The organism is Alcaligenes sp. YSL9 (assembly GCF_030515105.1).
GTDB classification, from domain to species: Bacteria; Pseudomonadota; Gammaproteobacteria; order Burkholderiales; family Burkholderiaceae_B; genus Alcaligenes; species Alcaligenes phenolicus.
The window spans coordinates 582,675-604,575 of record NZ_JALXJU010000002.1; the positions used below are offsets into that span (position 1 = coordinate 582,675).

Consider the following 21,901-nt stretch of genomic DNA (forward strand, 5'->3'; position numbering starts at 1 on the left):
TTCGCCAATTAAACGATCCGGCCTGCCTTCAAAACCAGGCTTGCCTTCAGCCTTGCTGCGGGTCCTGATCGGGGGTCGCTAACTGCTTCTGGTCAGGTGCCGGTTCAGAGGCCTGAGCCAGTCCCTGCCCCCGGCGACGATGCACCAGATACAAGGGCCGATGCTTGACCTCGGCAAAGATGCTGGCGACATACTCGCCCACCACACCCAGCGAGAGCATATTCACCCCCGCGAAAAACAGTACCACCGTAATCAAGGTTGCCCAGCCCCGAACGGCATCCCCATACAACAAGTGCTTGAAGATAATGAACAAGCCGTAGCTGAAAGACAGCATGGCCAACACTGCCCCTAACAGGCTCAACAACCGCAGTGGCCAGGTGGTGAATGCCGTCAAACCATCCACCGCAAAGCGCAATAGTTTAGTGGGGCGGAATCGGCTGACACCATGCAAGCGTTCGGCAGGCGAGTAGTAAATGGGCTCGGACGGAAAACCCACCCAGGCAAACAAGCCTTTCATGAAGCGGCTGCGCTCGGGCAAGGCCATCAAGGCATCAACGACACAGCGATCCATCAGGCGAAAATCGCCTGCATCACGCGGCACACGCAAACCGTTAGACGTGCGCATCAGCTTGTAAAACAAACTGGTGCCCGCCCGCTTCATCCAGGTCTCGTCGTCACGGGTTTCCCGCACGGCATAGACCATTTCCAGGCCTGTAGACCAGCGCTCCAGCATGGCTTCGATCAAGGCAGGGGGATGCTGCAAATCCGCATCCATGCACACGACTACCTGCCCGCGGCTGGCCTCCAGCCCTGCCGTCAACGCCGCCTCTTTGCCAAAGTTGCGCGATAACTGCAAATAAACCAATTGAGGGTAGGTTTGACGCAATTGCTCAATAACCAAAGGCGTTGCGTCGGTACTGCCATCGTCAACGAAAATGATTTCAAAGTCCGGAACCAGTTCGCGCAACTTCGCCACCAAAACCGGCAGCAATGCGGGCAGGTTTTCTGCTTCATTCAAACCAGGGATAACGCAAGAAAGCGTTTGGGCCTGTCGTTTTGTAATCATTATTCCTTGAGCACCGTGCTGTAACAAAACCAAGGTCTAGCCAACAAAAAGTAATCGTAGCCCGCCAGACCGCCTAGTGCAATTTACCTTCGGTGATACTTGTCTTTCTTAAAGAGCACCGTTCAAGACTTGTACAGCCCTTGCGAGCCGGCCAGACTGGCCAAACACCGCAAACGCAACATCCATACGCTGAAACGTGCAAGCAGTGTAGGAAAGCAAGCGTTGAATCAGCGTGAAATCCGGCGTGAAAATGTCCCGTTCCCAAGCGTTTTCTTTCCGGCTTGACCCCGATGAGTCCTACCAATAAGATAGATAAAATATATATCTTTAAATTCAAAATATTATGGCTCTAAACCCTTTGTGTACCCGCCAGGAAATTCATGACCTGGTCTGGGACTTTTACGATCGCATCCGCATGGACGACGTCCTTGGCCCCATTTTCTCCGAGCGCATCAAGGATTGGGATACGCATCTGGGCGTAATGGAAGAGTTCTGGTCATCTCTATTGCTCAAGACCGATGGCTTCAATGGCAATCCCATGGCCAAGCATTTGTCGCTCAAGCATATTCAGGCCAGCCACTTTGAACAATGGCTACGCCTGTTCAAGGAAACCTGCCAGGAGCGTGAAAACCAGGCCATGGCCGCGCTGGCATTGGAATATGCCCAGCGCATCGCCCGCAGCTTCTGGTTTGGCTACCAATTCCAGCACAACCCCACTCAAGTGGCCAGCGAGCTGCAACTGCCCTGATCATGCGTCTGACCAACCTTACCGACTACGCCCTGCGTCAATTGATGTATCTGGGTCAGAACGAAGACAGGCTCTGTACCATCGCGGAAATTGCCCAGTACCACCAGATTTCCCAAGCCCATCTGATGAAAGTCACCCACCTGCTCGCCAAGGGCGGGTGGATTCAGACACAGCGCGGGAAAAACGGCGGAATGCGGCTGGCCCGTGCGCCGGAAGACATCAATCTGGGCGAGCTGGTGCGCTATACCGAAACCGATCTGGCGGTGGTGGAGTGCCTGGGCAGCGGCACCCACTGCATCCTGAGCGGTCGCTGCAACCTGAGCAATATCCTTAAACAGGCGCTGGCCCAGTTCCTGAGTTATCTGGATAACTACACCTTGCGCGACATTATTGTTCCTGGCAGCAGCCCGGAACAGACAATTGCCTGGCCCACCAAGTCCATGCACTCGGCCTGATCGCAGACGGACGGATAGCAGACGGCCCCGGATTCAAAAGAATCCGGGGCCGTTTGTTTAGGGTCCGACTACCGCTTCAAGCCGGGAAAATCAGATCGCTCCGTACAGTACCAGGATGGGCACGCACAGCTTCCAGCAAACCCTGCTCGGGAACACGATCCAGGTCCGTCATGGCATAACCCAACTCGCCTTGCGTTTGCAGCTGCTGGCGGGTGATGTTGATACCGTGCTGGGCCAGAATATTGTTCAAGCCACCCATCGCGCCGGGAACGTTGCGATGAACATGCAGCAGGCGCACAGCACCCTGGATGTCGTAGTAAGACACTTCGGGGAAGTTCACCGCGCCCTTGGTAGCGCCGCTACGCAAATAGCTAACCAGTTTCTCGGCCACTTCACGGCCAATGTTTTCCTGGGATTCCTGAGTACTACCGCCAATATGCGGCGTCAGGATCACATTAGGCATACCGATCAAGGGGCTCTTCAAAGGTTCGTCCACGCTTTTCGGTTCGGTTGGGAACACGTCCAGCGCAGCACCCGCCAGATGACCGCTAAGCAAAGCCTGGTGCAAGGCATCAATATCCACCACCGTGCCGCGAGAAGCGTTGATCAGGATGGAACCGGGTTTCATGGCCGCAATCGTCTCGGCATTCATGATGTTGTGCGTGCCCTGCCCGCCTGGTACGTGCAAGGTGACCACATCGGACTCGGCCAGCATCTGCTTCAAGCTGCCATAGACACGGGCATTGCTCAGCGGCAGTTTGGATTCCACATCGTGGTAGAGCACGCGCATACCCAGCGCTTCGGCCAGAGTACCGACTTGGGAACCAATATTGCCGTAACCAATCACGCCCAAAGTCTTGCCACGGATCTCGAAAGCGCCATCGGCACTTTTGTCCCAGAAACCCTGGTGTACGCGCAGGTTCTTCTCGGGGATACGACGTAGCAACAAGATGGCCTCACCCAGCACCAGCTCGGCAACGGAGCGGGTATTGGAGAACGGCGCATTAAAGACCGGTACACCATGGTTCTGGGCTTGATCCAGATCCACCTGGTTGGTACCAATACAAAAGCATCCCAGCACTTTGAGCTGGTCTGCGTGCTCCAGCACCCGGCTGTCAAACTGGGTACGGGAACGAATTCCGACAACTTCGGCGCCTTTGACAGCGTCCAGCAGCTCCTGACCCGACAAGGCTCCCTTGTAGGTCTGAATATCGGTCAAACCCGCAGCCTCAAAAACTTCACGGGCGCTAGGATGAATGTTCTCAAACAGGACAATGCGACTCATGATGGTTCCAGTCATTGAAATAGTATCTAAATGGTACTATTTTTTTAGCCCGCCTGATCGAGCATCAACAATAACAGCAGGGGATTCTTGTCTTGAAACCAAGCAAGGCCATGAATCCACAGCCAAATACAAAAACCCAGGCCAGGAAAATAAAAAATCCAGGACCTGGGTCACTTCAAGGCGGCCTAGCTCATGAAAAGCCGCCTGAATAGCCTGCTATCAAGAACCAAATGGCACCGGACGTGGTGTGTTGTCACGCGAAGGTGGCAGAATTGGCAGCACGATTTCAGGCTGTTTGCCCGTCAGCGTTTTCAGGAACGCGACGATCTGGGCATTTTCCTCTGCAGAGAAACTGCGACCCAACTGCAGACGACCCATTGTATCCACTGCTTCAGTCAAGGTATTGACGGCACCATCGTGGAAGTAAGGGTAGGTCAGCTCGACGTTACGCAAGGTAGGAACCTTGAAGTTGAAACGGTCAGCATCCTTACCCGTCACAGCCGCACGGCCTTCAGCCGGGTTGGTGGTTTGGTACGGCTCGATCAGACCCATTTTCTGGAAGGAGGTACCGCCCAGATTAGGACCGTTGTGGCAGGCCACGCAACCACTATTCTTGAACAGTTGATAGCCAGCCAGCTCCTGATCGGTAATGGCTTTCTTGTCACCCTTCAACCACAGGTCAAAGCGGGAATCGGGCGTCACCAAGGTTTCTTCAAAGGCAGCAATTGCGGAGGTGACTTCATCAATACCGAAGTCGGCCTTGCCAAAGACTTGCTTGAACTCGGCCTTGTACTCGGGGATGGAGCTCAGGAACTCCATGGCCAGCTCGTGTGTGAACGCCATTTCCTTGGGGTTGGCAATCGGGCCACCGGCCTGCTCTTTCAGGTCGCTGGCACGGCCGTCCCAGAACTGGGCCACGTTCAGGCTGGAGTTCAGGACGGTAGGCGAGTTGATGGGGCCTTCCTGCCAGCGATCCCCGATGGAGGTACGGATATTGTCCGTGCCACCCATGCTCAGGTTATGACAGGAGTTACAGGAGATGAAACCAGAACGGGACAGGCGAGGTTCAAACCACAGCTTCTTGCCCAGTTCAACGCGTGCCGGATCAGTGACAACTGCGGCGGGAATCGGCTGTACAGGCTCATTTTCCTGAGCTTGCGCGGCACTGCCGAGCAGTAGACCGGCGGCCAGAGCAGAGAGAGTGAACAGGCGTAATTTCATAACAACTTCCTTATGGGATGACAGAGCTTCCTGCCAGTGAGTGGTCCGGTTAGGACCCATAACCCTGCTGGCCTTATGGACATCGTAAGGAATGCCATTTCATTACACATTGATACATCGCAAGGAAATAATCTTTCCAGAGATGCTTAGGGAACTTTCAGAAGAAAGTGCAACTACTCCGCCACAATCCCCTATAGCGCCTTGACGAAACGCATAAAAAATGCCGCCTGCAATCAAGCAGGCGGCATCTTGGGATTGTTGCAGTTTGTGTTTTTTTACACGCCCAAATAGCGCGTCCACAAGGTGCGATCAGCCCCCAATGCTTCGGAGTTCCCCTGCCAGACCAATTTGCCACGTTCCAGAATAATGTGGTGATCCGACAAGGCCATCAGCCGCTCGACATATTTGTCAATCAGCAAGATGGTTTGCCCTTCTTCACGCAAGACGGCCAGACAGTTCCAGATTTCTTCACGCACCTTGGGCGCCAGTCCCTCGGAGGCTTCATCCAGAATCAGCAGCTTGGGGTTGGTGACCAGCGCACGGCCAATGGCCAGCATTTGCTGTTCACCGCCCGAGAGCTGGTTGCCCATATTGGACGCACGCTCACGCAAGCGCGGGAAAAAGTCATAGACACGCTCGGGCGTCCAGGTCTTGTTGGCTTTGGGGTTGCGGTTGCAAGCAAAGGCCGTCAAGTGCTCGGCCACGGTCAGGTTGGGAAAGCACTGACGCCCTTCGGGCACAATGGCAATCCCGGCACGGGCAATACGGTCCGGATTCCAGCCCGCAATGGACTGGCCGTCGAACTTCACATCGCCGCCGCGCACCGGCAACTGGCCCAGAATGGTTTTCAGCAAGGTGGTCTTGCCCATGCCATTACGGCCCAGCACAGTCACAACCTGCCCGCTACGAATGGACAGATCTACCCCGAACAGCACCTGGCTGGCGCCATAGCCGCTTTGTAATTGAGTCGTTTCAAGCATGGCTTTCCACCTTGGTTGGAACTGGCGTGTCGTCGTCGCCCAGATAAGCTTGACGCACAGCCTCGTTATCGCGGATTTCGGCAGCCGTGCCGGTAGCAATGATGTGCCCCGCCACCAGCACAGAAATCCGGTCAGCCAGACGGAAAACGGCTTCCATATCATGCTCGACCAGCAACATGGTGGCTTTGCCACGCATGGTTTCGATCAATTCAGTCAGGCGCAGCGTTTCGTCCGGCCCCATCCCGGCCATAGGCTCGTCCAGCAACAGAACTTGCGGACGGCTGGCCAAAGCCAGGGCGAACTCCACCTTGCGCTGCTCGCCATGCGGCAACACACCGGCCTGGGTATGCAGCAAGGACGCATCAATGGCACATTCGGCGGCCAAAGCACGGGCTTGCTCGTACAGCTCGGTTTCCGCCTGACGAGCACGCCAGAAGCGGAAGCTGCTGCCACTGCATGCCTGCAAAGCCAGCACCAGGTTATCCAGCACCGTGTAGTTCTTGAAGATGTTGGTGATCTGGAACGAACGTGCCAGACCGGCAGCCACACGCTGGTGACCCGACAAGGAAGTCACATCCCGGCCACCCAGCAAGAGCTGGCCCGAATCCGGGGTCAAGGTGCCCGACAGCAAGTGAATCAGGGTCGATTTACCTGCGCCGTTCGGGCCGATCAAACCATGAATTTCACCGGGCACCAGGTCCAGGGACACATCATTGGTAGCCTGCAAAGCACCAAAGCGCTTCATCAGACTACGCGCTTGCAAAGCGGCCGAGCCGCTGCCCGCCTTGGAGGCGGTTGCTATCGTGTTCGTCATGCTTGCTCCTTGGCGGTAGTAGCGGGATCAGCGGCCGAGCGGATACGCACCAGTCCGGCCAGCCCCTTGGGTGCAAAAAACACCACCAGCAGCAACAAGATACCCAAAGGCATGTGCCAGTACTCGGTCCAGTTGCGCAGCAACTCTTCCAGCACCAACATCACGAACGCGCCCAGAGCACCGCCATACAGCAAGCCAATCCCCCCCACCAGCACCATGATGATCAGGTCAGCCGACTGGGTCCAGTTCATCAGGCTGGGCGAGACAAACAGGTTGTGGTTGGCCAGCAAGGCACCAGCCAGACCCATGATGGCTCCGCTCAAGGTGTAAGCCGTCAGGCGAATGCGGTAGACGGGGTAACCCAAGGTTGTCATGCGGCTTTCGTTTTCACGCGTGCCCATCAAGGCCTGCCCGAAACGGGCTTTAACCAGACGATTGAACAGGAACAGCACCGCCACCAGAATAGCCAGAACCAGGTAGTAAAAGCTCAGCTCATTGCTCAGATCAATCCCGGGCAAGGATGAATGGCTGTACATGTTCAGGCCGTCCTCGCCACCGTACTGGCGCAAGGAAATAAACAGATAAAAGATCATCTGGGCAAACGCCAGCGTGATCATGATGAAGTACACACCACGAGTACGCAGCGACACGGCACCGGTCAGGAAAGCCAGCAAGCCGGAGATCACCATGGCGGCAGGCCAGGCAATCAGGCCGCTTTGCACGCCTTCGGTAGCCAGGATACCCACGGTGTAGGCCCCTGCCCCGAAAAACGCGGCATGGCCCAGGGCCACCATCCCGCCATAACCCAGCACCAGATTCAAGGCGCTAGCAGCCAGGGCATAGATGAAGATACGGCGTACAAACGAAATGTAGAACTCAAGTCCGTACATCGGTGCAATCAAGGGGAAAGCCAATAAGGCCACCAGCACCAGGGCGGAAAAAATACGCGAAGTAGACATACATTAACCTCGCGCCGGGAACAGGCCCGAAGGACGGAAAACAAGAACAACCGCCATCAGGACATAGATCGAAATGGCGGCAATCGTAGGACCGACGCTGGAAGCCACATCTGCCGGGAAAACGTTACGCAGCAACATGGGCAGGAATGCACGGCCAGCGGTATCAACCATACCCACCAGCAAGGCACCTACAAACGCGCCACGAATCGAACCAATCCCGCCAATCACGATGCAGACCAGAACCAGGATCAGAATGTCCTCGCCCATACCGATCTGAACCGCGGTAATCGGACCCAACAAGGCACCAGCCAGCGCAGCCAGAGCGGCTCCCAGAGTGAACACACCCAGGAACAGGATGGGAACGCGTACCCCCATCAGGGTGGCCATTTGTCGGTTGGAGGCACCTGCTCGCACCAGCACCCCAGCTCGTGTTTTGGTCACGAAGGCATACAGGGCCAGCGCCATCACCAGACCGACCGCAATAATCATCAGACGGAAGGCGGGATAGAGAAAGTCAGGCAAGAGTTCTACCGGCCCGGACAACAAGGCAGGCATATTCAACATAACGGGGGTTGGGCCCCAAATCATTTTGACCACATCATTGGCGATCAAAATAACGGCGTAGGTTCCCAGTACCTGAGCCAGGTGATCACGAGTGACCAGCTTGCGCAGAATGAGAATTTCCAAGGCAATACCGACCAGGGCTGTCACCGCCACCGCCACCACAATGGCGGCGGTAAAAGACCCTGTACGCTGCATGGTTTCCGCGGCCACATAGGCTCCCGCCATATAGAGGGAGCCGTGGGCCAGGTTCATGATATCCATAATGCCGAAGACCAAAGTCAGGCCCGCGGCAATCAGAAACAACATCAAACCAAACTGCAAACCATTCAGCAATTGCTCGCTAATCAGAATAAGCGACATGCTTTTACCACCTGTGAATCTTAATTAAGTTTGCATTCTTTGGCGTAGACGTCCTGGTAGGAGTCAAACACCTTGCTGACCATACGGTTCACAAGACGTCCGTCCTGATCCTTGACCACTTCACGCAAGTAATAAGCCTGCACGGGGAAGTTGTTGTTGCCGTAGGTAAATGGGCCGCGAACCGAGTTGTAGTCGGCGGCTTTCAGTGCCTTGAGCACCGCTTCGCGGTCGGACACCTTGCCATCAACCTGTTTGACGGCGGCGTCGATAGCCAGAATCACGTCATAGGCCTGAGCAGCGTAAACCGATGGATAGCGGCCGTCGTAGGCTTTGCGGAACTCTTCCACAAAGGTCTTGTTGGCAGGAACATCCAGGTCAGGCGACCACTGAGCCGTGTTCAACATGCCCAGGATAGGCTCGCCCACGGCGGGGATGATGTCCTCGTCACCCGAGAAGGCTGGGCCCAGCAACACCACATCTTTATTCAGGCCAGCGGCCACGAACTGTTTGATGAAGTTGATGCCCATGGCGCCGGGCAGGAAGAAGAACACGGCCTGGGGCTTGGCCGCACGGATCTGTGCCAGTTCAGCCGAGTAGTCAATCTGGCCCAGCTTGGTGTAGAGCTCGTCGTTGACGGGTTTGCCGTAACCACGCTTGAAGCCGTTCAGGTGATCCTTGCCGGCTGGATAATCAGGGGCAATGATGAACATTTTTTCGTAGTTGCGATCCGCAGCCACTTTACCGGCGGCCTCGTCAAAGGCATCGTTCTGGTAGGACACGCCAAAGAAGTACGGATTACAACCGGCACCGGCCAATTGGCTAGGACCCGGATTGCTGGTCAGGTAGGGCACTTTGGCCGAGAACAGAGCGGGAGCCACTGCCAGGGCTACGTTGGAACCCACGGGGCCGGTAAAGAAGTCGATCTTGTCGCGCTGCACGAAGCGATTGACCAATTGGCGGGCCTGGTCGGGATTACCGGCCATATCTTGTTGAATGAACTCGGCCGGGAAACCGCCCAGCTTGCCGTCCAGTTGTTTGATGGCCAGATTAAAGCCATCACGAACTTCACCACCAACGGCAGCGAACGGACCGGATGTGTCCATTGCCATCCCCACTTTGATGGTATCGGCATGAGCCAAAGAACCGCCAAAAGCCGCCGCCAGAGCTACGGTCAATGCAATACGTTTCATGTTATCTCCTTGCGCCACCGCGCTTATAGGCTGTCTTTAAATAAGATGCACAGCAGATCGAACTACAAATTCAACTATGCCAACCATTCATTTATAAATAGTTTAGTTATGAAACAATTTTGCTGGCAAGCTGTGGTTTTTACCTACACCCCTCAAATGCCCTGGTAATTCGACAGGGAACAAAGCCCCGTGCCAATCCCATGGACGGATAAGCACTATAACGACTGTAGGGATAGCCGTTTATGCAGGTTTTCCTTGATTTTGTTAACAATCCCGCACTAAGCGCGCTGCTAAACTGAGGGCTCGCCTCATTATTGGAGATCCCATGCGTATTTCCCATTCTCTGTGCCGCCTTGTCCTTGGCAGCGCCCTGCTCGCCCCTTTCCTGAGCAATGCACAGTCCTCGGAATCCGTTTATCTGGCTGACCTGGCCAAGTCCAACAAGCAAGTGGCCCAGCAGTATCAGAGCCTGATGCAGGACGTCGCCAAAAACGCCAGCTGGGTTAAAGATTTCGGTACGGCTTCGCCGGGCGAAACCGTGTCTCTGGATGGCCGCGACTACCAGGTTTTCCAGGGCTGCAAACCCCATGACTGCACTAGCTCCAGCTACGTAGTGCTACTGGACACCCAAAAGCAGACCATCTCCTACGGTGCTTTTGTGGAAAACAAGGAATCAGGCCCAGGTTTGGCCAGCAGCCAGATTCAATGGCTGGGCAATCCCGAGTTTGATCAGATCCGCCTGATGTCACCGGCCCTGTTTTAAAAAAACAGCACTTGACCTTGCCCCCGTGGCAAGCCTTAAGCTGACTCCATTGTTTTTATCAAAGGAGTCAGCTATGTCCACCTTCTCCGTACCCGACATGACCTGCGGCCACTGTGTACGCAGCATCACTGAAGCCATTCAGGCTGTCGCCCCTCAAGCCACCGTCAGCACGGATCTGGAAAAACACCAGGTTACCGTTCAAGGTCTGGATGGCGCACAAGCCCTGAAAGTGATTGAAGAAGCGGGTTACACCCCCAGCGCCCTGTAAGCACGGCGCGCCTTTCACGGTGCCAGCGCTTCAGAGCCAACAAAAAGGCCGGTTGATACCGGCCTTTTTTTCATACTGCTTCGTTTAGCACGCACATACCGTCAACAACTGACAGGCTCTTGTGTGGTGTCAGCCGGGTCTGTCAATATTGACCGCAAGAATCGGAGTGCTTGCGATGAAAGACCCGCGTATTCTGGCTTCGTAATTGATGATGTCAGGATCCCTGCCCTATGACTACGAACCCTGCTTACAAAACCGACGATCAGCGCTGGGCGGCTGTGCAGGCGCGAGACCCCGCTGCCGATGGCCAGTTCGTCTATGCGGTGCGTACCACAGGCGTGTACTGCCAACCCAGCTCAACAACACGGTTGCCCAAGCGCGAGAATGTCGAATTTTTCGATTCGCCCCAGAGCGCTGAAGCGGCAGGCTATCGTTATAGCCGTAGGGCCCATGGCTCTCAAACCAGCACCGCAGCCGAACGGGCCGCCATCGTGGCTCGTGCCTGCCGCCTGATCGAAACTTCGGAGACGCCGCCATCGCTGGACACGCTGGCAGCCGCGGTGGGCAAAAGCCCCTTCCATTTTCATCGGCTGTTCAAAGCCGAAACAGGTTTGACGCCCAAGGCATACAGCTCGGCCTATCGTGCTCGCAGACTGCGCGAGGAACTGAGCAGTCCGGATACGACCATCACCAATGCGATCTACGACAGCGGATTCAACTCCAACAGCCGATTCTACGAAGCCTCTGAACAGTTGTTAGGCATGCGTGCACGGGACTACCGGGCTGGAGGGGCCGGTGCTGTCATCCGTTTCGCTGTAGGTCAGTGCTCTCTAGGAGCGATTCTGGTAGCCCAAAGCCAACGCGGCATCTGCGCCATCTTGCTGGGCGACGATCCCGATCAACTGGTTCGTGACCTGCAAGATCAGTTTCCCAAAGCCGAAATCATCGGCTGCGACGGCGAGTTCGAGCAATTGATCGCTCAAGTCGTGGGCTTCATCGAAACGCCCTCTATTGGCTTGCACCTGCCACTGGATGTACAAGGAACGGCCTTCCAGGAACGAGTCTGGCGCGCGCTCTGTGAGATCCCGCCAGGCGTCACCGTCAGCTACACCGACATCGCCGAACGCATAGGCTCGCCCAAAGCTGTGCGTGCCGTGGCCCAGGCTTGCGCCAACAACCACATTGCCGTGGCCATCCCATGCCACCGCGTCGTACGCCGAGATGGCGATCTGGCCGGTTACCGCTGGGGGATAGACCGAAAACGTGAACTGCTACGCCGCGAAGTACAAGACTGATAGTTGGCTGCCTGCCCAATCATCAAGAACGGGTTTTGAAGGCAAGAAACGGAGTTCCCCGTCAGGCCAGGACACATACGATGTGAGCTCCCAATAGAAATACAGGAGATTTCACTCATGGCTTTGCTTGATGGAAAGGTTGCCCTTGTTACCGGCGCATCCTCTGGTATTGGACGCGCCATCGCATTGAAGTTTGCTGAGCAGGGAGCGGCACTTGTTCTTACGGCAAGGCGTGGCGCATTGCTTGAGGCCGTCGCCAAGGAGATCCGGCAGTCTGGCGGCCGTGCCGAGTTTGTGACGGGGGACATTACGCAGGCTGAAACCCATGAGCAACTGATCGAAGCCGCGACCAGCAGATTCGGTGGGCTGGATATTGCGATCAATAACGCCGGTATTGTCGGTGCCCTCAAGCCGCTGGCCGAGATGACACTGGAAGAATGGCAAGCAACACTGAATACCAATCTTGAGGCAGCCTTTCTGGGTGCCCGTAGCCAGATTCCGGCCATGCTCCATCGCGGAGGCGGCTCGATTGTTTTCACATCGAGCTTTGTAGGTACCAGTGTCGGCCTGCCCGGTATGAGCGCTTATGGTGCCGCTAAAGCGGCGCTCATGGGGCTGGTCAAAGGCATCACGGCGGACTATGCGGCGCAAGGTATACGTGCCAACGCTCTTTTGCCTGGCGGAACTGACACAGACATTGCCGGAGATCAGAGCACCAAGGATTGGGCGGCGGGGCTGCACGCCATGAAGCGAATCGCCCAACCTGAAGAAATTGCGTCCGCAGCGCTCTTTCTGGCCAGCCCCATGTCCAGTTTTGTGACCGGCTCCGCCTTGTTCGCGGATGGTGGCAATGCGGCCGTGAAGTGACAATGCGGTGCTTCCTGATAGCTGATGAAGCACCACACTGATAACAGGCAAATACTGAGGCTTGTTAGCCCAGTTGCCCTAACACCGGGAAGGTCTTGAGCACCCAGATAGCAAACCGCGCCAGCTCGCCGGTTGCCATGGCCCAACCCATCACAATCAGCACCAGACCCGCCCCCCAGCGCACATAGCGCCCGATCTTCCTGATCTGGGTCATGCGCTGCAAGAAGGGGGTCAGGAAGCAGGCGGCCAAGATGAAAGGTACGCCCAGACCCAAAGCGTAGACGGACAACAGGATACTGGCCTTGCCCGCACTGGCCGTGCTGGCTCCCATCATCAAAATGCCCGCCAGAATCGGGCCGATGCAGGGAGTCCAGCCAAAGCCGAACGCCAGCCCCATTACCGTTGCCCCGCCAGGGCCTGCCGCTTTGCCGGATTCAAAGCGATAGTAGCGTTGCAGACTCAAGGGCATGCGCAGCACCCCCATCACACTAAAGCCCGCCAAAGCCACCATGACACCTGCCGCCACATTCAACTCATAGCGATAGGCCATCAACAGCTGACCAAGGTAAGAGAGGCTGGCTCCCAAGGCGATAAAAACCAGCGAAAAGCCAGCCACAAAACAAACGCTGCGGCCCAGTAGCTGGCTGCGCTTGACCTGCGTATACACCTGCCCGTCCCCGGCCAGATAAGACAGATAGCCGGGAACCAAGGGCAAGACGCAGGGGGAGAGAAACGAAGCCATCCCCGCCAGAAACGCCGTTATCAGGGCGATCAGGCCCAAATCCAAAGACACTATTTCCATATCAAGGGGCCGTGGCAGGTTCCGCTGCAGGGGCGGCCGGCATACGCATACGTTCGCGCGCCAGTTGCAAGCCCTGGTTCACGACCTTGGCGGTTTCCGAATCGGGTGGAAACTGCGCCAGCAAACGCTGCCAGTAGTCGATCGCAGCCGGATACTCCTCTTTATGCAAAGCGGCAGCGCCGGCCAGCATCAAGCCCAATGGCTCTTCGGGATACAGCTCCAGCGATCGCTTGACCAAACGACCCGGCAAACCGTCCAAGGTATCGACACCGGCCAGCAGCATGGATTCAGCATATTCAGCCAATGCCGTCGGGTCTCCATCCACCACGGCCATGGCCTTGGCATACGCCTGTGTCGCTTCCTGATGGCGGCCGTAATAGCGATGCGAACGGGCCATCATCAACCAGGCGCCCGGATCGTCCGGGTTTTCTTTCAGACGCTGCTCCAGACGGGCCACCATGGCCTCAATATCCACGGGCTGTGCGTTGGCCTGCTGCTGCACGGCGGCAGGATCGAGCATGGCCGGATTTCCCAGATAAAAGTACAAGGCGATAGCCGCGACCGGGATGCTGACCATCAAGGTCCAGGCCAACTTCGGTGCGCCTGCTTGCTGCACAGATTCCGTTTTCAGCCCTTCGTTTTCTTCCAGCACACGCTGGCGCAAATCCATCTGCGCCTGTTCAAAGTCCTGAGCAGACAAGACACCGGCCTGCTTGTCCCGTTCGATTTCCTTGAGCTGCTCACGCAGAATTGCCAAATTGGCCTGCTTGTGTTCAACCACACGCTGCACGGCGGGCTTGCGCTTGACGCTCAACATCAAATACACCGCGCACAGCAGCACCAGTAGCGCGGCCACAATATAAAAAACAATAGTCACGATTGTTCATCCCGAGAAGAGCCCTGCAAGAGAGCATCGGCTTGACGACGTTGTTCCTCGGTCAAGGCCGTGTCATCACCCGCGCGGCGTCGACGGCGCAGCGTAAAGGCATAAACCAGAAAGCCAGTCAGCAATAACAGAGCTGGCCCGAACCAGAGCAGCAAGGTGGTGGATTTAAAGGGCGGGCGATACAAAATGAAGTCGCCATAGCGATCCACCATATACGTGCGGATCTGATCGGGGCTGCGCCCCTGCCCCAACTGCTCCATGATCTGCTGACGCAAGTCCACCGCCAGCTCGGCACGCGATGCCGCAATGGATTCGTTCTGGCACACCAGACAACGCAGCTCGGCCGCAATTTCCAGCATCACCGATTCCTGGGCACCCTGCCCCCCCGACTGGGCCTGCGCCGCCGGCACCAGAAACCACACACTGGCCATCAAGGCCGCCATCCATTGACGCATCATCATGGCTGCTGCTCCAAACGACGGATCAAAGGCAACAAGGTTTCCTCCATGGATTCACGCGACACGGGGCCTATGTGCTTGAAGCGCACAATACCCTGCTTGTCGATCACAAAGGTTTCCGGCACACCGTACACGCCGAAATCAATGCCCACACGACCGTCCCTGTCCATGACAGAGACCTCATAAGAATTGCCATTGCGTAGCAGCCACTCGCGGCTTTCTTCAGGTACGTCCTTGTAGTTCAAGCCCACAATCGGCACCTTGTGTTTGGTGGACAGCTCTTTGATGAAAGCATGTTCGGTCAGGCACGGGTAGCACCACGAGGCCCACACGTTCAGCAACCAGACGCGTCCCTTCATTTGCTCCCCCGAAAAACTGGCTTCGGGATTGTGCAATTGAGGCAGGCTGAACGCTGGGGCCGGTTTATCGACCAAGGGCGAAGGCACTTCGCTGGGCTTCAAGGTCAAACCAATGCCCAGAAATACCAGCAACAGTACAAACCCGATCAAGGGAACAGTAAAACGGTTCATGCCTGCACCTGCGTATTCATAGCTTTGTTTTGCACAGCGGCGCGGGTTTGCTTGGCGCGATAGCGTCGATCACTGATTGCCAGTGCACCGCCCAAGGCCATCAGCAAACAACCCAGCCAGATAAAGTCCACCAGAGGCTTGTAGTACAGACGAACACTCCAACCGCCCTGATCAAAGTTGTCGCCCAGCGCCACGTAAATATGACGCAAACCATTGGCGTTGATGGCCGATTCCGTCATAGGCAAGGCCGAGGACAGATAGGTGCGCTTTTCCGGATACAAGGTGGACACCACCTTGCCATCCTGCAGCAGTTCTACCGTGCCGCGTTCGGCTGAATAGTTCGGGCCGGGCACAATACGCACGCCCTGGAAGCGCGCGTCATACGCGCCCACCTGCGCCGTCTGACCGGGCTGCAACAAGACATCGGTTTCTGTCTCGTAGTGGCTGACCATGGTCACCCCCAGGACAAAGACAGCGACCCCGATGTGGGCCAAGTGCTGACCCAGCCAACTGCGTGGTTGCGAGAACACGCCGGACCGCGTGGCGCGCACACGCTTGACCACATCAAACAAGCTGCCCAAAACAATCCACATGGCCAGACCCGCGCCCAAGGCGGCAGTGCCCTGCCACTGGCCGTACAGCAAAGGAATGGCTGCACCCAGCACGATACTGAACACGATCACCAGGGCCAGTTGGCGCACCATATCCATCATGCTGGCACGCTTCCAATTCGCCATGACGCCAAACACGATCAGAACCAGAGCCGGGATCATCAAAGGCACAAACACCTTGTTGAAATAAGGTGGCCCCACGGAGATTTTGCCCAGGCCCAGCGTATCCATAATCAGGGGATACAAGGTCCCCAACAGCACCGTGCCCGTCACCACTACCAGCAAAACGTTGTTGACCAGCAGCAAGGACTCACGCGACACCACGGCAAACTGCCCACCTGCTCCGACACGCGGTGCGCGCCAGGCAAACAGGATCAGGGAGCTGCCCACAATGACGGCGAACAGACTCAGAATGAACACACCTCGGGCCGGATCTGTAGCAAACGCGTGTACTGACGTCAGCACGCCGGAGCGCACCAGGAAAGCGCCCAAAATGGACAGCGAGAAGGTGCTGATTGCCAGCAACACGGTCCAGTTCTTGAAGCTGCCACGTTTCTCCGTGACCGCCAACGAGTGAATCAGGGCGGTACCCGCCAACCAGGGCACAAAGGAGGAGTTCTCTACCGGGTCCCAGAACCACCAGCCGCCCCAACCCAGCTCGTAATAGGCCCACCAGCTACCTACGGCAATACCCAAGGTCAGAAAAAGCCAGGCCGAGGTTGTCCAGGGACGTGACCAACGCGCCCAACTGGCGTCTAGACGGCCTGCCAGCAAAGCGGCAATCGCGAAAGCAAAGGCCACCGAAAAGCCCACATAGCCCATATACAGCAAGGGAGGGTGAACAATCAGGCCAATATCCTGCAAGAGCGTGTTCAGATCCAGACCTTCGGCCGGAACCGGGAACATGCGCTCAAAGGGGTTGGAGCTAATCAACACAAACAGCAGAAAACCGGCGGTAATCAGACCCAAGACGCCCAGCACACGGGCCAGCATGGCTTCCGGCAAGGAACGCGAATAAATGCTGACAGCAAAGGCCCAACCCGTTTGCATGAACATCCAGAGCAGCAGCGAGCCCTCATGCCCGCCCCACACTGCAGCAATGCGGTAGAACAAAGGCAGTTTAGTGCTGGAGTTCTGCGCCACATAGGCAACAGAGAAATCAAAGCTCACAAAGGACCAGGCCAGACACAGCAAGCTGAAGGCCACCAAACCGAATTGCCAGCGGGCTGCGGGACGTGCAAAAGCCATCCAGGCCAAATTGCCACGCCAGGCACCATACAAGGACACAATGCCTTGGGCCAGCGCCAGTACAAAAGTCAGAATCAGGGCAAAGTGTCCAAGCTCCGGGATCATGGCTGGGCTCCTTGTTTCGCGCGCTCGGCCTGCTCCATGGCATGCATGGCCTCGGGCGGCATGTAGTTTTCATCGTGCTTGGCCAGCACTTCTTCCGCCACAAAATGGCCCTGTTCGTTCAAACGACCTTGGGCCACCACGCCTTTCCCTTCTTGAAACAGGTCCGGCAAAATTCCCGTATAGCTGACAGGCACCTGGGCCGCGCCGTCTGTCACCACAAAGTTCACGGCCATGCCTTGGGCGCCACCACGGCGAATGCTGTCCATCTGCACAATGCCGCCCACCCGGAAGGTCCGGTTTTCAGGGCTTTGCCCCTGGCTGACTTCAGTAGGGGTAAAAAAGAACACCAGGCTGCTTTGGAAGGCATTGAGGATCAGGGCGGTTGCCGCCCCCAACACGATCAATGCGCCCAGAATCAGGACCAGACGATTTTGTCGCTTAGTCATGGCGCTGGTCCCCCAGGGCGCGCTCATCACGTACCCGCTGCCAGGCCCGTGCCCGCCCTGCCCGGACGCTGAGCACTTCACCCAGCATCAACACGGTACAGGCCAGCACCGAGCCCCACACATACACGGCATAGCCGCCCATAGCGAAAAAATCGCCCACACTCGACCAATGCATCATCAGCCCTCCGTCAAGTTGCGAACCCAGGCGGTATGCGCCTCACGTTCAAGAATCAAATTGCGCACCCGGTACAGTGCGATAGCAATGCTGTAGCACCACATGGCCAGACTCATCAGCAACATGCCTGTCAGCATGACGGTGGCCATGGATGGCGAGCTGGTCAGCGATACCGAAGCCCCCTGATGCAAGGTGTTCCACCACTGCACCGAGAAATAGATAACGGGCACATTCACCACCCCGACCAAGGCCAGGATGGAAGCGGCTTTGTCCGCCCGGCGCGGGTCGTCGATGGCACCACGCAAGCCCATGAAACCCATGTACAAGAACAGCAGCAACAATTCGGAAGTCAGACGGGCATCCCAGACCCACCAGGCGCCCCACATAGGCTTACCCCACAGGGCTCCGGTGACCAGGGACAAGACCGTACAGATCGCCCCGGTCGGGGCCAGCGCGGCTGCCATCATGGCGGCGGTACGACTATTGAAAACCAGGCAGATCAAGGACCAGAAGCCCATGGCCAGATAGATCAGCATGGACATCCAGGACACGGGCACATGCAGGAAAATGATGCGATAGCCTTCGCCTTGCTGGAAGTCGGTAGGGGCCAAAAAGAAGCCTACATAAGCGCCGACCAGAAACAGCAGAAAGGCCAGGATGGCAGCCCAAGGGATAATGCGCCCGGCCAGAACATAGAAGTTTTGAGGAGCGGCGTAGCGATACAGAAAGTTCATGGAATTTACTCAAGAGCAAGGCGCAACGCCGCTGCCGTAGCAGGTGGCGCAAAGAACAAAGCCAACAGTAAAAAAGCGGCCAGAACGGACAGATGCGCTTGCGCACCCAATCCGGCCTGAACCGCTTGCACCGCCCCCGCCCCGAAAACCAGCACGGGCACGTAAAAGGGCAAAATCAATAAAGCCAGCAAAACCCCTGCCGAGCGCAGGCCCAACACCAGAGCCGCGCCAATCGCCCCCAACAAGGTCAGAACGGGCAGGCCCAGCGCCAGGGACAGCATCAGCACGCCCAGGCTGGACGTAGGCAGACTGAATTGCAGCCCCAGAATCGGAGCCAGCAAAAGCAAGGGCAAGCCTGTCAAAAAGGTATGTGCCAGCACCTTGCCCAAAACCCAAAGGCTAAGCGGCAGGTGAGAAAACAGAACCTGCTCCAGTGCACCATCCTGCTCGTCCTGTTCAAACAGGCGGCTTAGCGACAGCATGGTGGCCAGCAAGGCCGACACCCACAGCACGCCAGGCGCCATCTTGGACAGCAAGGCCGCATCCGCCCCCACACCCAAGGGAAACAGGCTGCACACCACCAAAAAGAAAACCAGTGGAATCAGGACATCGCCGGGGCGACGCATCGCCAGGCGCCACTCACGCTTCATCAAGGCTAAAAAGAGACTCAACATGCCTGCCCCAAATCCAGGTGCTGCACCTTCAAATCCCAGGGCAAGGTCTGGTGGCTAGTTAGAATGACAGCGCCCTGCTTATGCAGATGCTGCGCAATCAACTCGCCCAGAAACTTCTGACCGGCGCTGTCCAGCGCAGTCAGCTGCTCGTCCAGAATCCACAAGGGGCGATTGCTCAGGGACAGGCGCACCAGAAACACGCGGCGACGTTGTCCGGCTGACAGTTGCCGTACAGGCACGCGACGGTAAGCCAGCAAACCGCCAGCCAACAGAGCCTGATCACAAGCCCCCTGTTCCAGCGGCACACGATCCTGCATGAGCAGGCTGTCCAGATTCTCTTGCACCGACAAGCTGCCATTAAGCCCCGGCGCATGCCCGCCATACACCAGCTGCCGTCGGTAATCGCTATCATTGCTTTGCACGAGACGGCCGTGCCAGATCAGTTGGCCTTCGTCGGCCTGGGCGATATTGGCCAGGATACGCAACAAGCTGGTTTTGCCGCTGCCATTGGGCCCACTGACCAAACAACATTGGCCAGCTTCAAGCCTTAGGCTCAGCTCGGAGAACACACGACGCTGGCCCCGTCTACAGGTCAGCGAAACAGCTTGAAGCACAGCAACCCCTTGTCAAGAAAGCAAACAGAGCGAAGCCGCCCCTGAAAAAAGGCGGCTTGCTTAGCTCGCTAAGTAAAGACGAGCCCTCTTCAAGACAGGGGATGTTTTACTTAGTTCCACAATACCCACGAGAAACTCAAGCTTATTGATCTAGGCCAATCCGGGTTCAAGGCTGCATTCTTGATAAGATGCTGCCTTAGTACTTTCTTTGAGCAATAAACCATGAGCACCCCAATCACCCTGACTCCCCAGCCCCTCAGCCCCGAGGCTTTTGCTCCTTATGGCTGGATGTTGGGTAAAGGTCTGGCCACGGCGCCGGCGACGGCCGCCTTCAGCAATGCCGCCACTGACTTCTGGCACGAACATGCGTTTGACACAGGTCCAAGCGGTCAGACCGAAGTGCTATGGGTGAATTACCGCATTCAAGACCCCAACATCACGACCCTGGAAAACCACCTGCTGACGCAACAGGCACTGATCCCGCTGACTGGCGAAGTAGTCCATATCGTGGCCGAAAGCAAAGCCGAAGGCGGCCCGGATCTGTCCACCCTGAAAGCCTTCCGTATCCCTCAAGGACAAGGTGTGTGCATGCGACCCGGTTGCTGGCACAGCAGTCGGGTTGCTGGGGGTGAAGTGGCCTGTCTGATGTTGACGCGCATCTCTACCACGGTAGATCTGGTCGCCCATTTGAACGAGGGCGAACCCGCCACGGAAAGCGAGTTGCGTCCTCTGGAACAAAGCGTGGTGGTGGCGCTATAAGGTGCCCGCAGCAGAGCGCGACCATCGCTCTGCCCGACACCCGCATCAAAACGTCGATGCCGCGCCGTATTTCAGCGCCAGCTCAATAAAGGCGCGCATTGCAGCAGATTGATAGGCGCCCTTGCGCTGCATCAAAATGGCCCGCCGTTGCGGCGGGGCCGGGTCCAGACTCACAGCCACCAAATACTCGCTATTGCCGGCAATCGCGGCAGGCAACAAGGTCGCCAGACCCGTGCGCCGAACCACCTCGATCACGGCATTGAGCGAGTTCGACTCCATCGAAACCTTCAAATCCAGATCATGCTGACGGCAATGGCGTTCGATCTGCCCACGCGTGGCGAACTCGGGCGTCAACAAAACCAAAGACTCACGCATCAGCGTATCCCTATCGATGCTGCGGCGCTCGGCCAAGGGGTGCGTGCGGCTCATCACCAACGCCAGCGTCTCCACCAGTAAAGGCTGAAACTCCACGGCAGCCGAAGTCGGCTTTTCAAAAGCGATACCAATATCCAGCTCGTCTTCGACCAATTGCGTTTCCACACGCTCCTGCAGCATTTCCTGCACCACCAGGCGCACATTGGGATAGCGTCGGTAAAAGGCTTCCACCAAAGGGCCAATCAAGTAAGACGTAAAGGTAGGCGCCACCGCCACTCGCAAGGAGCCTCGACTCAAATCGCTGACGTCATGCAAGGCCCGCCGCCCCTCTTCCAGATCCTGCAAGGCTTGCCGGGCATAGCGCAAGTAGACCTCGCCCGCATCCGTCAAACGCACAAGACGTCCGGTGCGATCAAACAGTTGTGCGCCCAGATGTTCTTCCAGCTGGCGTACCTGCTGAGACAAGGCCGGTTGAGACACGTGCAAGGCGCGTGCGGCGCGGGTAAAGCTTTGATACTGGGCAACCGCCAGAAAATAATTAAGATGGCGCAAAAGCACAAGGGACCCTTCTATAAGCAAACCCAATGCAAAGCATCAGAAATCGGTATTTTACCTTATGACCCTGAAGGGTTAATCTTCTATCCAAGCC

General features: G+C 56.8%; 26 protein-coding genes. 7 read left to right on the top strand and 19 right to left on the bottom strand.

Translation table 11 applies throughout. The features are described from left to right. Positions 1-46: 46 nt before the first annotated feature. Positions 47-1,066: a glycosyltransferase family 2 protein gene (locus M2Q46_RS10795; protein WP_060186300.1), complete on the bottom strand. Its 1,020-nt coding sequence runs from the start codon at positions 1,064-1,066 to the stop codon at positions 47-49. Positions 1,067-1,409: 343 nt separating this feature from the next. Here M2Q46_RS10795 and M2Q46_RS10800 point away from each other — a divergent pair, with 343 nt between their 5' ends. Continuing rightward, complete coding sequence (locus M2Q46_RS10800; protein WP_009463895.1) at positions 1,410-1,814, top strand: group III truncated hemoglobin; 405 nt, start codon at positions 1,410-1,412, stop codon at positions 1,812-1,814. Positions 1,815-1,816: 2 nt separating this feature from the next. Then, positions 1,817-2,269, top strand: coding sequence for an Rrf2 family transcriptional regulator (locus M2Q46_RS10805; protein ID WP_035271217.1), 453 nt, complete (start codon positions 1,817-1,819; stop codon positions 2,267-2,269). Between the two features lie 76 nt (positions 2,270-2,345). Here M2Q46_RS10805 and serA read toward each other — a convergent pair whose 3' ends face one another. The 7 genes from serA to M2Q46_RS10840 form a co-directional block, all read right to left on the bottom strand. After that, positions 2,346-3,554 (bottom strand): phosphoglycerate dehydrogenase, encoded by a 1,209-nt coding sequence (serA, locus tag M2Q46_RS10810; protein WP_035271218.1) that lies wholly within the window; start codon positions 3,552-3,554, stop codon positions 2,346-2,348. Positions 3,555-3,773: 219 nt separating this feature from the next. Further along, positions 3,774-4,775 (bottom strand): cytochrome-c peroxidase, encoded by a 1,002-nt coding sequence (locus M2Q46_RS10815; protein ID WP_009462237.1) that lies wholly within the window; start codon positions 4,773-4,775, stop codon positions 3,774-3,776. Positions 4,776-5,050: 275 nt separating this feature from the next. Further along, positions 5,051-5,755: an ABC transporter ATP-binding protein gene (locus tag M2Q46_RS10820; RefSeq protein ID WP_009462239.1), complete on the bottom strand. Its 705-nt coding sequence runs from the start codon at positions 5,753-5,755 to the stop codon at positions 5,051-5,053. After that, a complete protein-coding gene (locus M2Q46_RS10825) occupies positions 5,748-6,569 on the bottom strand; it encodes an ABC transporter ATP-binding protein (protein WP_302357222.1) in 822 nt (273 codons plus the stop codon). The genes M2Q46_RS10820 and M2Q46_RS10825 overlap by 8 nt, the downstream gene beginning before the upstream one ends. Further along, complete coding sequence (locus tag M2Q46_RS10830) at positions 6,566-7,528, bottom strand: branched-chain amino acid ABC transporter permease (protein WP_250756716.1); 963 nt, start codon at positions 7,526-7,528, stop codon at positions 6,566-6,568. Before M2Q46_RS10830 ends, M2Q46_RS10825 begins: the two co-directional genes overlap by 4 nt. A gap of 3 nt (positions 7,529-7,531) precedes the next feature. Beyond that, positions 7,532-8,452 carry a branched-chain amino acid ABC transporter permease gene (locus tag M2Q46_RS10835; RefSeq protein ID WP_022983237.1) on the bottom strand — a complete coding sequence of 307 codons (921 nt, stop codon included), beginning with the start codon at positions 8,450-8,452 and terminating at the stop codon, positions 7,532-7,534. A 20-nt stretch (positions 8,453-8,472) separates the two neighbouring features. After that, positions 8,473-9,642 (bottom strand): ABC transporter substrate-binding protein, encoded by a 1,170-nt coding sequence (locus M2Q46_RS10840; RefSeq protein ID WP_009462245.1) that lies wholly within the window; start codon positions 9,640-9,642, stop codon positions 8,473-8,475. 325 nt (positions 9,643-9,967) lie between these two features. Here M2Q46_RS10840 and M2Q46_RS10845 point away from each other — a divergent pair, with 325 nt between their 5' ends. The 4 genes from M2Q46_RS10845 to M2Q46_RS10860 all read left to right on the top strand — a co-directional run bounded on the left by M2Q46_RS10845 (position 9,968) and on the right by M2Q46_RS10860 (position 12,835). Continuing rightward, entirely contained in the window at positions 9,968-10,405 is a 438-nt protein-coding gene (locus M2Q46_RS10845; RefSeq protein WP_009462247.1) for an Ivy family c-type lysozyme inhibitor, read from the top strand. Positions 10,406-10,478: 73 nt separating this feature from the next. Continuing rightward, complete coding sequence (locus M2Q46_RS10850) at positions 10,479-10,673, top strand: heavy-metal-associated domain-containing protein (protein ID WP_022983238.1); 195 nt, start codon at positions 10,479-10,481, stop codon at positions 10,671-10,673. Positions 10,674-10,903: 230 nt separating this feature from the next. Next, the gene (ada, locus tag M2Q46_RS10855) at positions 10,904-11,968 is read left to right on the top strand and encodes a bifunctional DNA-binding transcriptional regulator/O6-methylguanine-DNA methyltransferase Ada (protein WP_254002695.1); all 1,065 of its coding nucleotides are present in this window, start codon (positions 10,904-10,906) and stop codon (positions 11,966-11,968) included. Between the two features lie 117 nt (positions 11,969-12,085). Then, positions 12,086-12,835 carry an SDR family oxidoreductase gene (locus M2Q46_RS10860; RefSeq protein WP_302357224.1) on the top strand — a complete coding sequence of 250 codons (750 nt, stop codon included), beginning with the start codon at positions 12,086-12,088 and terminating at the stop codon, positions 12,833-12,835. A 64-nt stretch (positions 12,836-12,899) separates the two neighbouring features. Here the strand turns inward: M2Q46_RS10860 and M2Q46_RS10865 are convergent, their stop codons facing one another. Genes M2Q46_RS10865 through ccmA form a run of 10 tightly spaced genes read right to left on the bottom strand, consistent with a single transcriptional unit; the run spans position 12,900 to position 20,118 of the window. Continuing rightward, positions 12,900-13,637: a cytochrome c biogenesis CcdA family protein gene (locus tag M2Q46_RS10865; RefSeq protein ID WP_170978553.1), complete on the bottom strand. Its 738-nt coding sequence runs from the start codon at positions 13,635-13,637 to the stop codon at positions 12,900-12,902. A gap of 1 nt (position 13,638) precedes the next feature. Beyond that, the gene (gene ccmI / locus M2Q46_RS10870) at positions 13,639-14,514 is read right to left on the bottom strand and encodes a c-type cytochrome biogenesis protein CcmI (protein WP_022983240.1); all 876 of its coding nucleotides are present in this window, start codon (positions 14,512-14,514) and stop codon (positions 13,639-13,641) included. Further along, positions 14,511-14,984, bottom strand: a complete 474-nt coding sequence (locus M2Q46_RS10875) for a cytochrome c-type biogenesis protein (RefSeq protein WP_302357226.1) — start codon at positions 14,982-14,984, stop codon at positions 14,511-14,513. Before M2Q46_RS10875 ends, ccmI begins: the two co-directional genes overlap by 4 nt. Continuing rightward, positions 14,981-15,511 (bottom strand): DsbE family thiol:disulfide interchange protein, encoded by a 531-nt coding sequence (locus M2Q46_RS10880; RefSeq protein WP_009462261.1) that lies wholly within the window; start codon positions 15,509-15,511, stop codon positions 14,981-14,983. The genes M2Q46_RS10875 and M2Q46_RS10880 overlap by 4 nt, the downstream gene beginning before the upstream one ends. Beyond that, entirely contained in the window at positions 15,508-17,475 is a 1,968-nt protein-coding gene (locus M2Q46_RS10885; protein WP_088451144.1) for a heme lyase CcmF/NrfE family subunit, read from the bottom strand. The genes M2Q46_RS10880 and M2Q46_RS10885 overlap by 4 nt, the downstream gene beginning before the upstream one ends. Continuing rightward, positions 17,472-17,921, bottom strand: a complete 450-nt coding sequence (gene ccmE, locus M2Q46_RS10890) for a cytochrome c maturation protein CcmE (RefSeq protein ID WP_022983242.1) — start codon at positions 17,919-17,921, stop codon at positions 17,472-17,474. The genes M2Q46_RS10885 and ccmE overlap by 4 nt, the downstream gene beginning before the upstream one ends. Beyond that, the gene (ccmD, locus tag M2Q46_RS10895) at positions 17,914-18,099 is read right to left on the bottom strand and encodes a heme exporter protein CcmD (RefSeq protein ID WP_080655600.1); all 186 of its coding nucleotides are present in this window, start codon (positions 18,097-18,099) and stop codon (positions 17,914-17,916) included. The genes ccmE and ccmD overlap by 8 nt, the downstream gene beginning before the upstream one ends. Next, positions 18,099-18,830, bottom strand: a complete 732-nt coding sequence (ccmC, locus tag M2Q46_RS10900) for a heme ABC transporter permease CcmC (RefSeq protein WP_009462363.1) — start codon at positions 18,828-18,830, stop codon at positions 18,099-18,101. Before ccmC ends, ccmD begins: the two co-directional genes overlap by 1 nt. A 5-nt stretch (positions 18,831-18,835) precedes the next feature. Next, positions 18,836-19,504: a heme exporter protein CcmB gene (ccmB, locus tag M2Q46_RS10905; protein WP_022983243.1), complete on the bottom strand. Its 669-nt coding sequence runs from the start codon at positions 19,502-19,504 to the stop codon at positions 18,836-18,838. Beyond that, a complete protein-coding gene (gene ccmA, locus M2Q46_RS10910; protein ID WP_115634255.1) occupies positions 19,498-20,118 on the bottom strand; it encodes a cytochrome c biogenesis heme-transporting ATPase CcmA in 621 nt (206 codons plus the stop codon). Before ccmA ends, ccmB begins: the two co-directional genes overlap by 7 nt. Before the next feature lie 222 nt (positions 20,119-20,340). Here ccmA and M2Q46_RS10915 point away from each other — a divergent pair, with 222 nt between their 5' ends. Continuing rightward, positions 20,341-20,877, top strand: a complete 537-nt coding sequence (locus M2Q46_RS10915) for an ureidoglycolate lyase (RefSeq protein ID WP_302357228.1) — start codon at positions 20,341-20,343, stop codon at positions 20,875-20,877. A 45-nt stretch (positions 20,878-20,922) separates the two neighbouring features. Here M2Q46_RS10915 and cynR read toward each other — a convergent pair whose 3' ends face one another. Continuing rightward, positions 20,923-21,810: a transcriptional regulator CynR gene (gene cynR, locus M2Q46_RS10920; protein ID WP_009462356.1), complete on the bottom strand. Its 888-nt coding sequence runs from the start codon at positions 21,808-21,810 to the stop codon at positions 20,923-20,925. Positions 21,811-21,901: the final 91 nt, after the last annotated feature.

Excerpts from the sequence above, each read along its gene's own strand:
- M2Q46_RS10860 (WP_302357224.1), top strand. The coding sequence starts at position 12,086 with ATGGCTTTGCTTGATGGAAAGGTTGCCCTTGTTACCGGCGCATCCTCT.
- ccmC (WP_009462363.1), bottom strand. The coding sequence starts at position 18,830 with ATGAACTTTCTGTATCGCTACGCCGCTCCTCAAAACTTCTATGTTCTG.
- serA (WP_035271218.1), bottom strand. The coding sequence starts at position 3,554 with ATGAGTCGCATTGTCCTGTTTGAGAACATTCATCCTAGCGCCCGTGAA.
- M2Q46_RS10880 (WP_009462261.1), bottom strand. The coding sequence starts at position 15,511 with ATGAACCGTTTTACTGTTCCCTTGATCGGGTTTGTACTGTTGCTGGTA.
- M2Q46_RS10805 (WP_035271217.1), top strand. The coding sequence starts at position 1,817 with ATGCGTCTGACCAACCTTACCGACTACGCCCTGCGTCAATTGATGTAT.
- M2Q46_RS10835 (WP_022983237.1), bottom strand. The coding sequence starts at position 8,452 with ATGTCGCTTATTCTGATTAGCGAGCAATTGCTGAATGGTTTGCAGTTT.
- M2Q46_RS10800 (WP_009463895.1), top strand. The coding sequence starts at position 1,410 with ATGGCTCTAAACCCTTTGTGTACCCGCCAGGAAATTCATGACCTGGTC.
- M2Q46_RS10885 (WP_088451144.1), bottom strand. The coding sequence starts at position 17,475 with ATGATCCCGGAGCTTGGACACTTTGCCCTGATTCTGACTTTTGTACTG.
- M2Q46_RS10825 (WP_302357222.1), bottom strand. The coding sequence starts at position 6,569 with ATGACGAACACGATAGCAACCGCCTCCAAGGCGGGCAGCGGCTCGGCC.
- M2Q46_RS10815 (WP_009462237.1), bottom strand. The coding sequence starts at position 4,775 with ATGAAATTACGCCTGTTCACTCTCTCTGCTCTGGCCGCCGGTCTACTG.
- ccmD (WP_080655600.1), bottom strand. The coding sequence starts at position 18,099 with ATGATGCATTGGTCGAGTGTGGGCGATTTTTTCGCTATGGGCGGCTAT.
- ada (WP_254002695.1), top strand. The coding sequence starts at position 10,904 with ATGACTACGAACCCTGCTTACAAAACCGACGATCAGCGCTGGGCGGCT.
- M2Q46_RS10875 (WP_302357226.1), bottom strand. The coding sequence starts at position 14,984 with ATGATGATGCGTCAATGGATGGCGGCCTTGATGGCCAGTGTGTGGTTT.
- M2Q46_RS10820 (WP_009462239.1), bottom strand. The coding sequence starts at position 5,755 with ATGCTTGAAACGACTCAATTACAAAGCGGCTATGGCGCCAGCCAGGTG.
- M2Q46_RS10915 (WP_302357228.1), top strand. The coding sequence starts at position 20,341 with ATGAGCACCCCAATCACCCTGACTCCCCAGCCCCTCAGCCCCGAGGCT.
- M2Q46_RS10840 (WP_009462245.1), bottom strand. The coding sequence starts at position 9,642 with ATGAAACGTATTGCATTGACCGTAGCTCTGGCGGCGGCTTTTGGCGGT.
- ccmB (WP_022983243.1), bottom strand. The coding sequence starts at position 19,504 with ATGTTGAGTCTCTTTTTAGCCTTGATGAAGCGTGAGTGGCGCCTGGCG.
- M2Q46_RS10845 (WP_009462247.1), top strand. The coding sequence starts at position 9,968 with ATGCGTATTTCCCATTCTCTGTGCCGCCTTGTCCTTGGCAGCGCCCTG.
- M2Q46_RS10850 (WP_022983238.1), top strand. The coding sequence starts at position 10,479 with ATGTCCACCTTCTCCGTACCCGACATGACCTGCGGCCACTGTGTACGC.
- M2Q46_RS10830 (WP_250756716.1), bottom strand. The coding sequence starts at position 7,528 with ATGTCTACTTCGCGTATTTTTTCCGCCCTGGTGCTGGTGGCCTTATTG.
- M2Q46_RS10865 (WP_170978553.1), bottom strand. The coding sequence starts at position 13,637 with ATGGAAATAGTGTCTTTGGATTTGGGCCTGATCGCCCTGATAACGGCG.
- ccmE (WP_022983242.1), bottom strand. The coding sequence starts at position 17,921 with ATGACTAAGCGACAAAATCGTCTGGTCCTGATTCTGGGCGCATTGATC.
- M2Q46_RS10795 (WP_060186300.1), bottom strand. The coding sequence starts at position 1,066 with ATGATTACAAAACGACAGGCCCAAACGCTTTCTTGCGTTATCCCTGGT.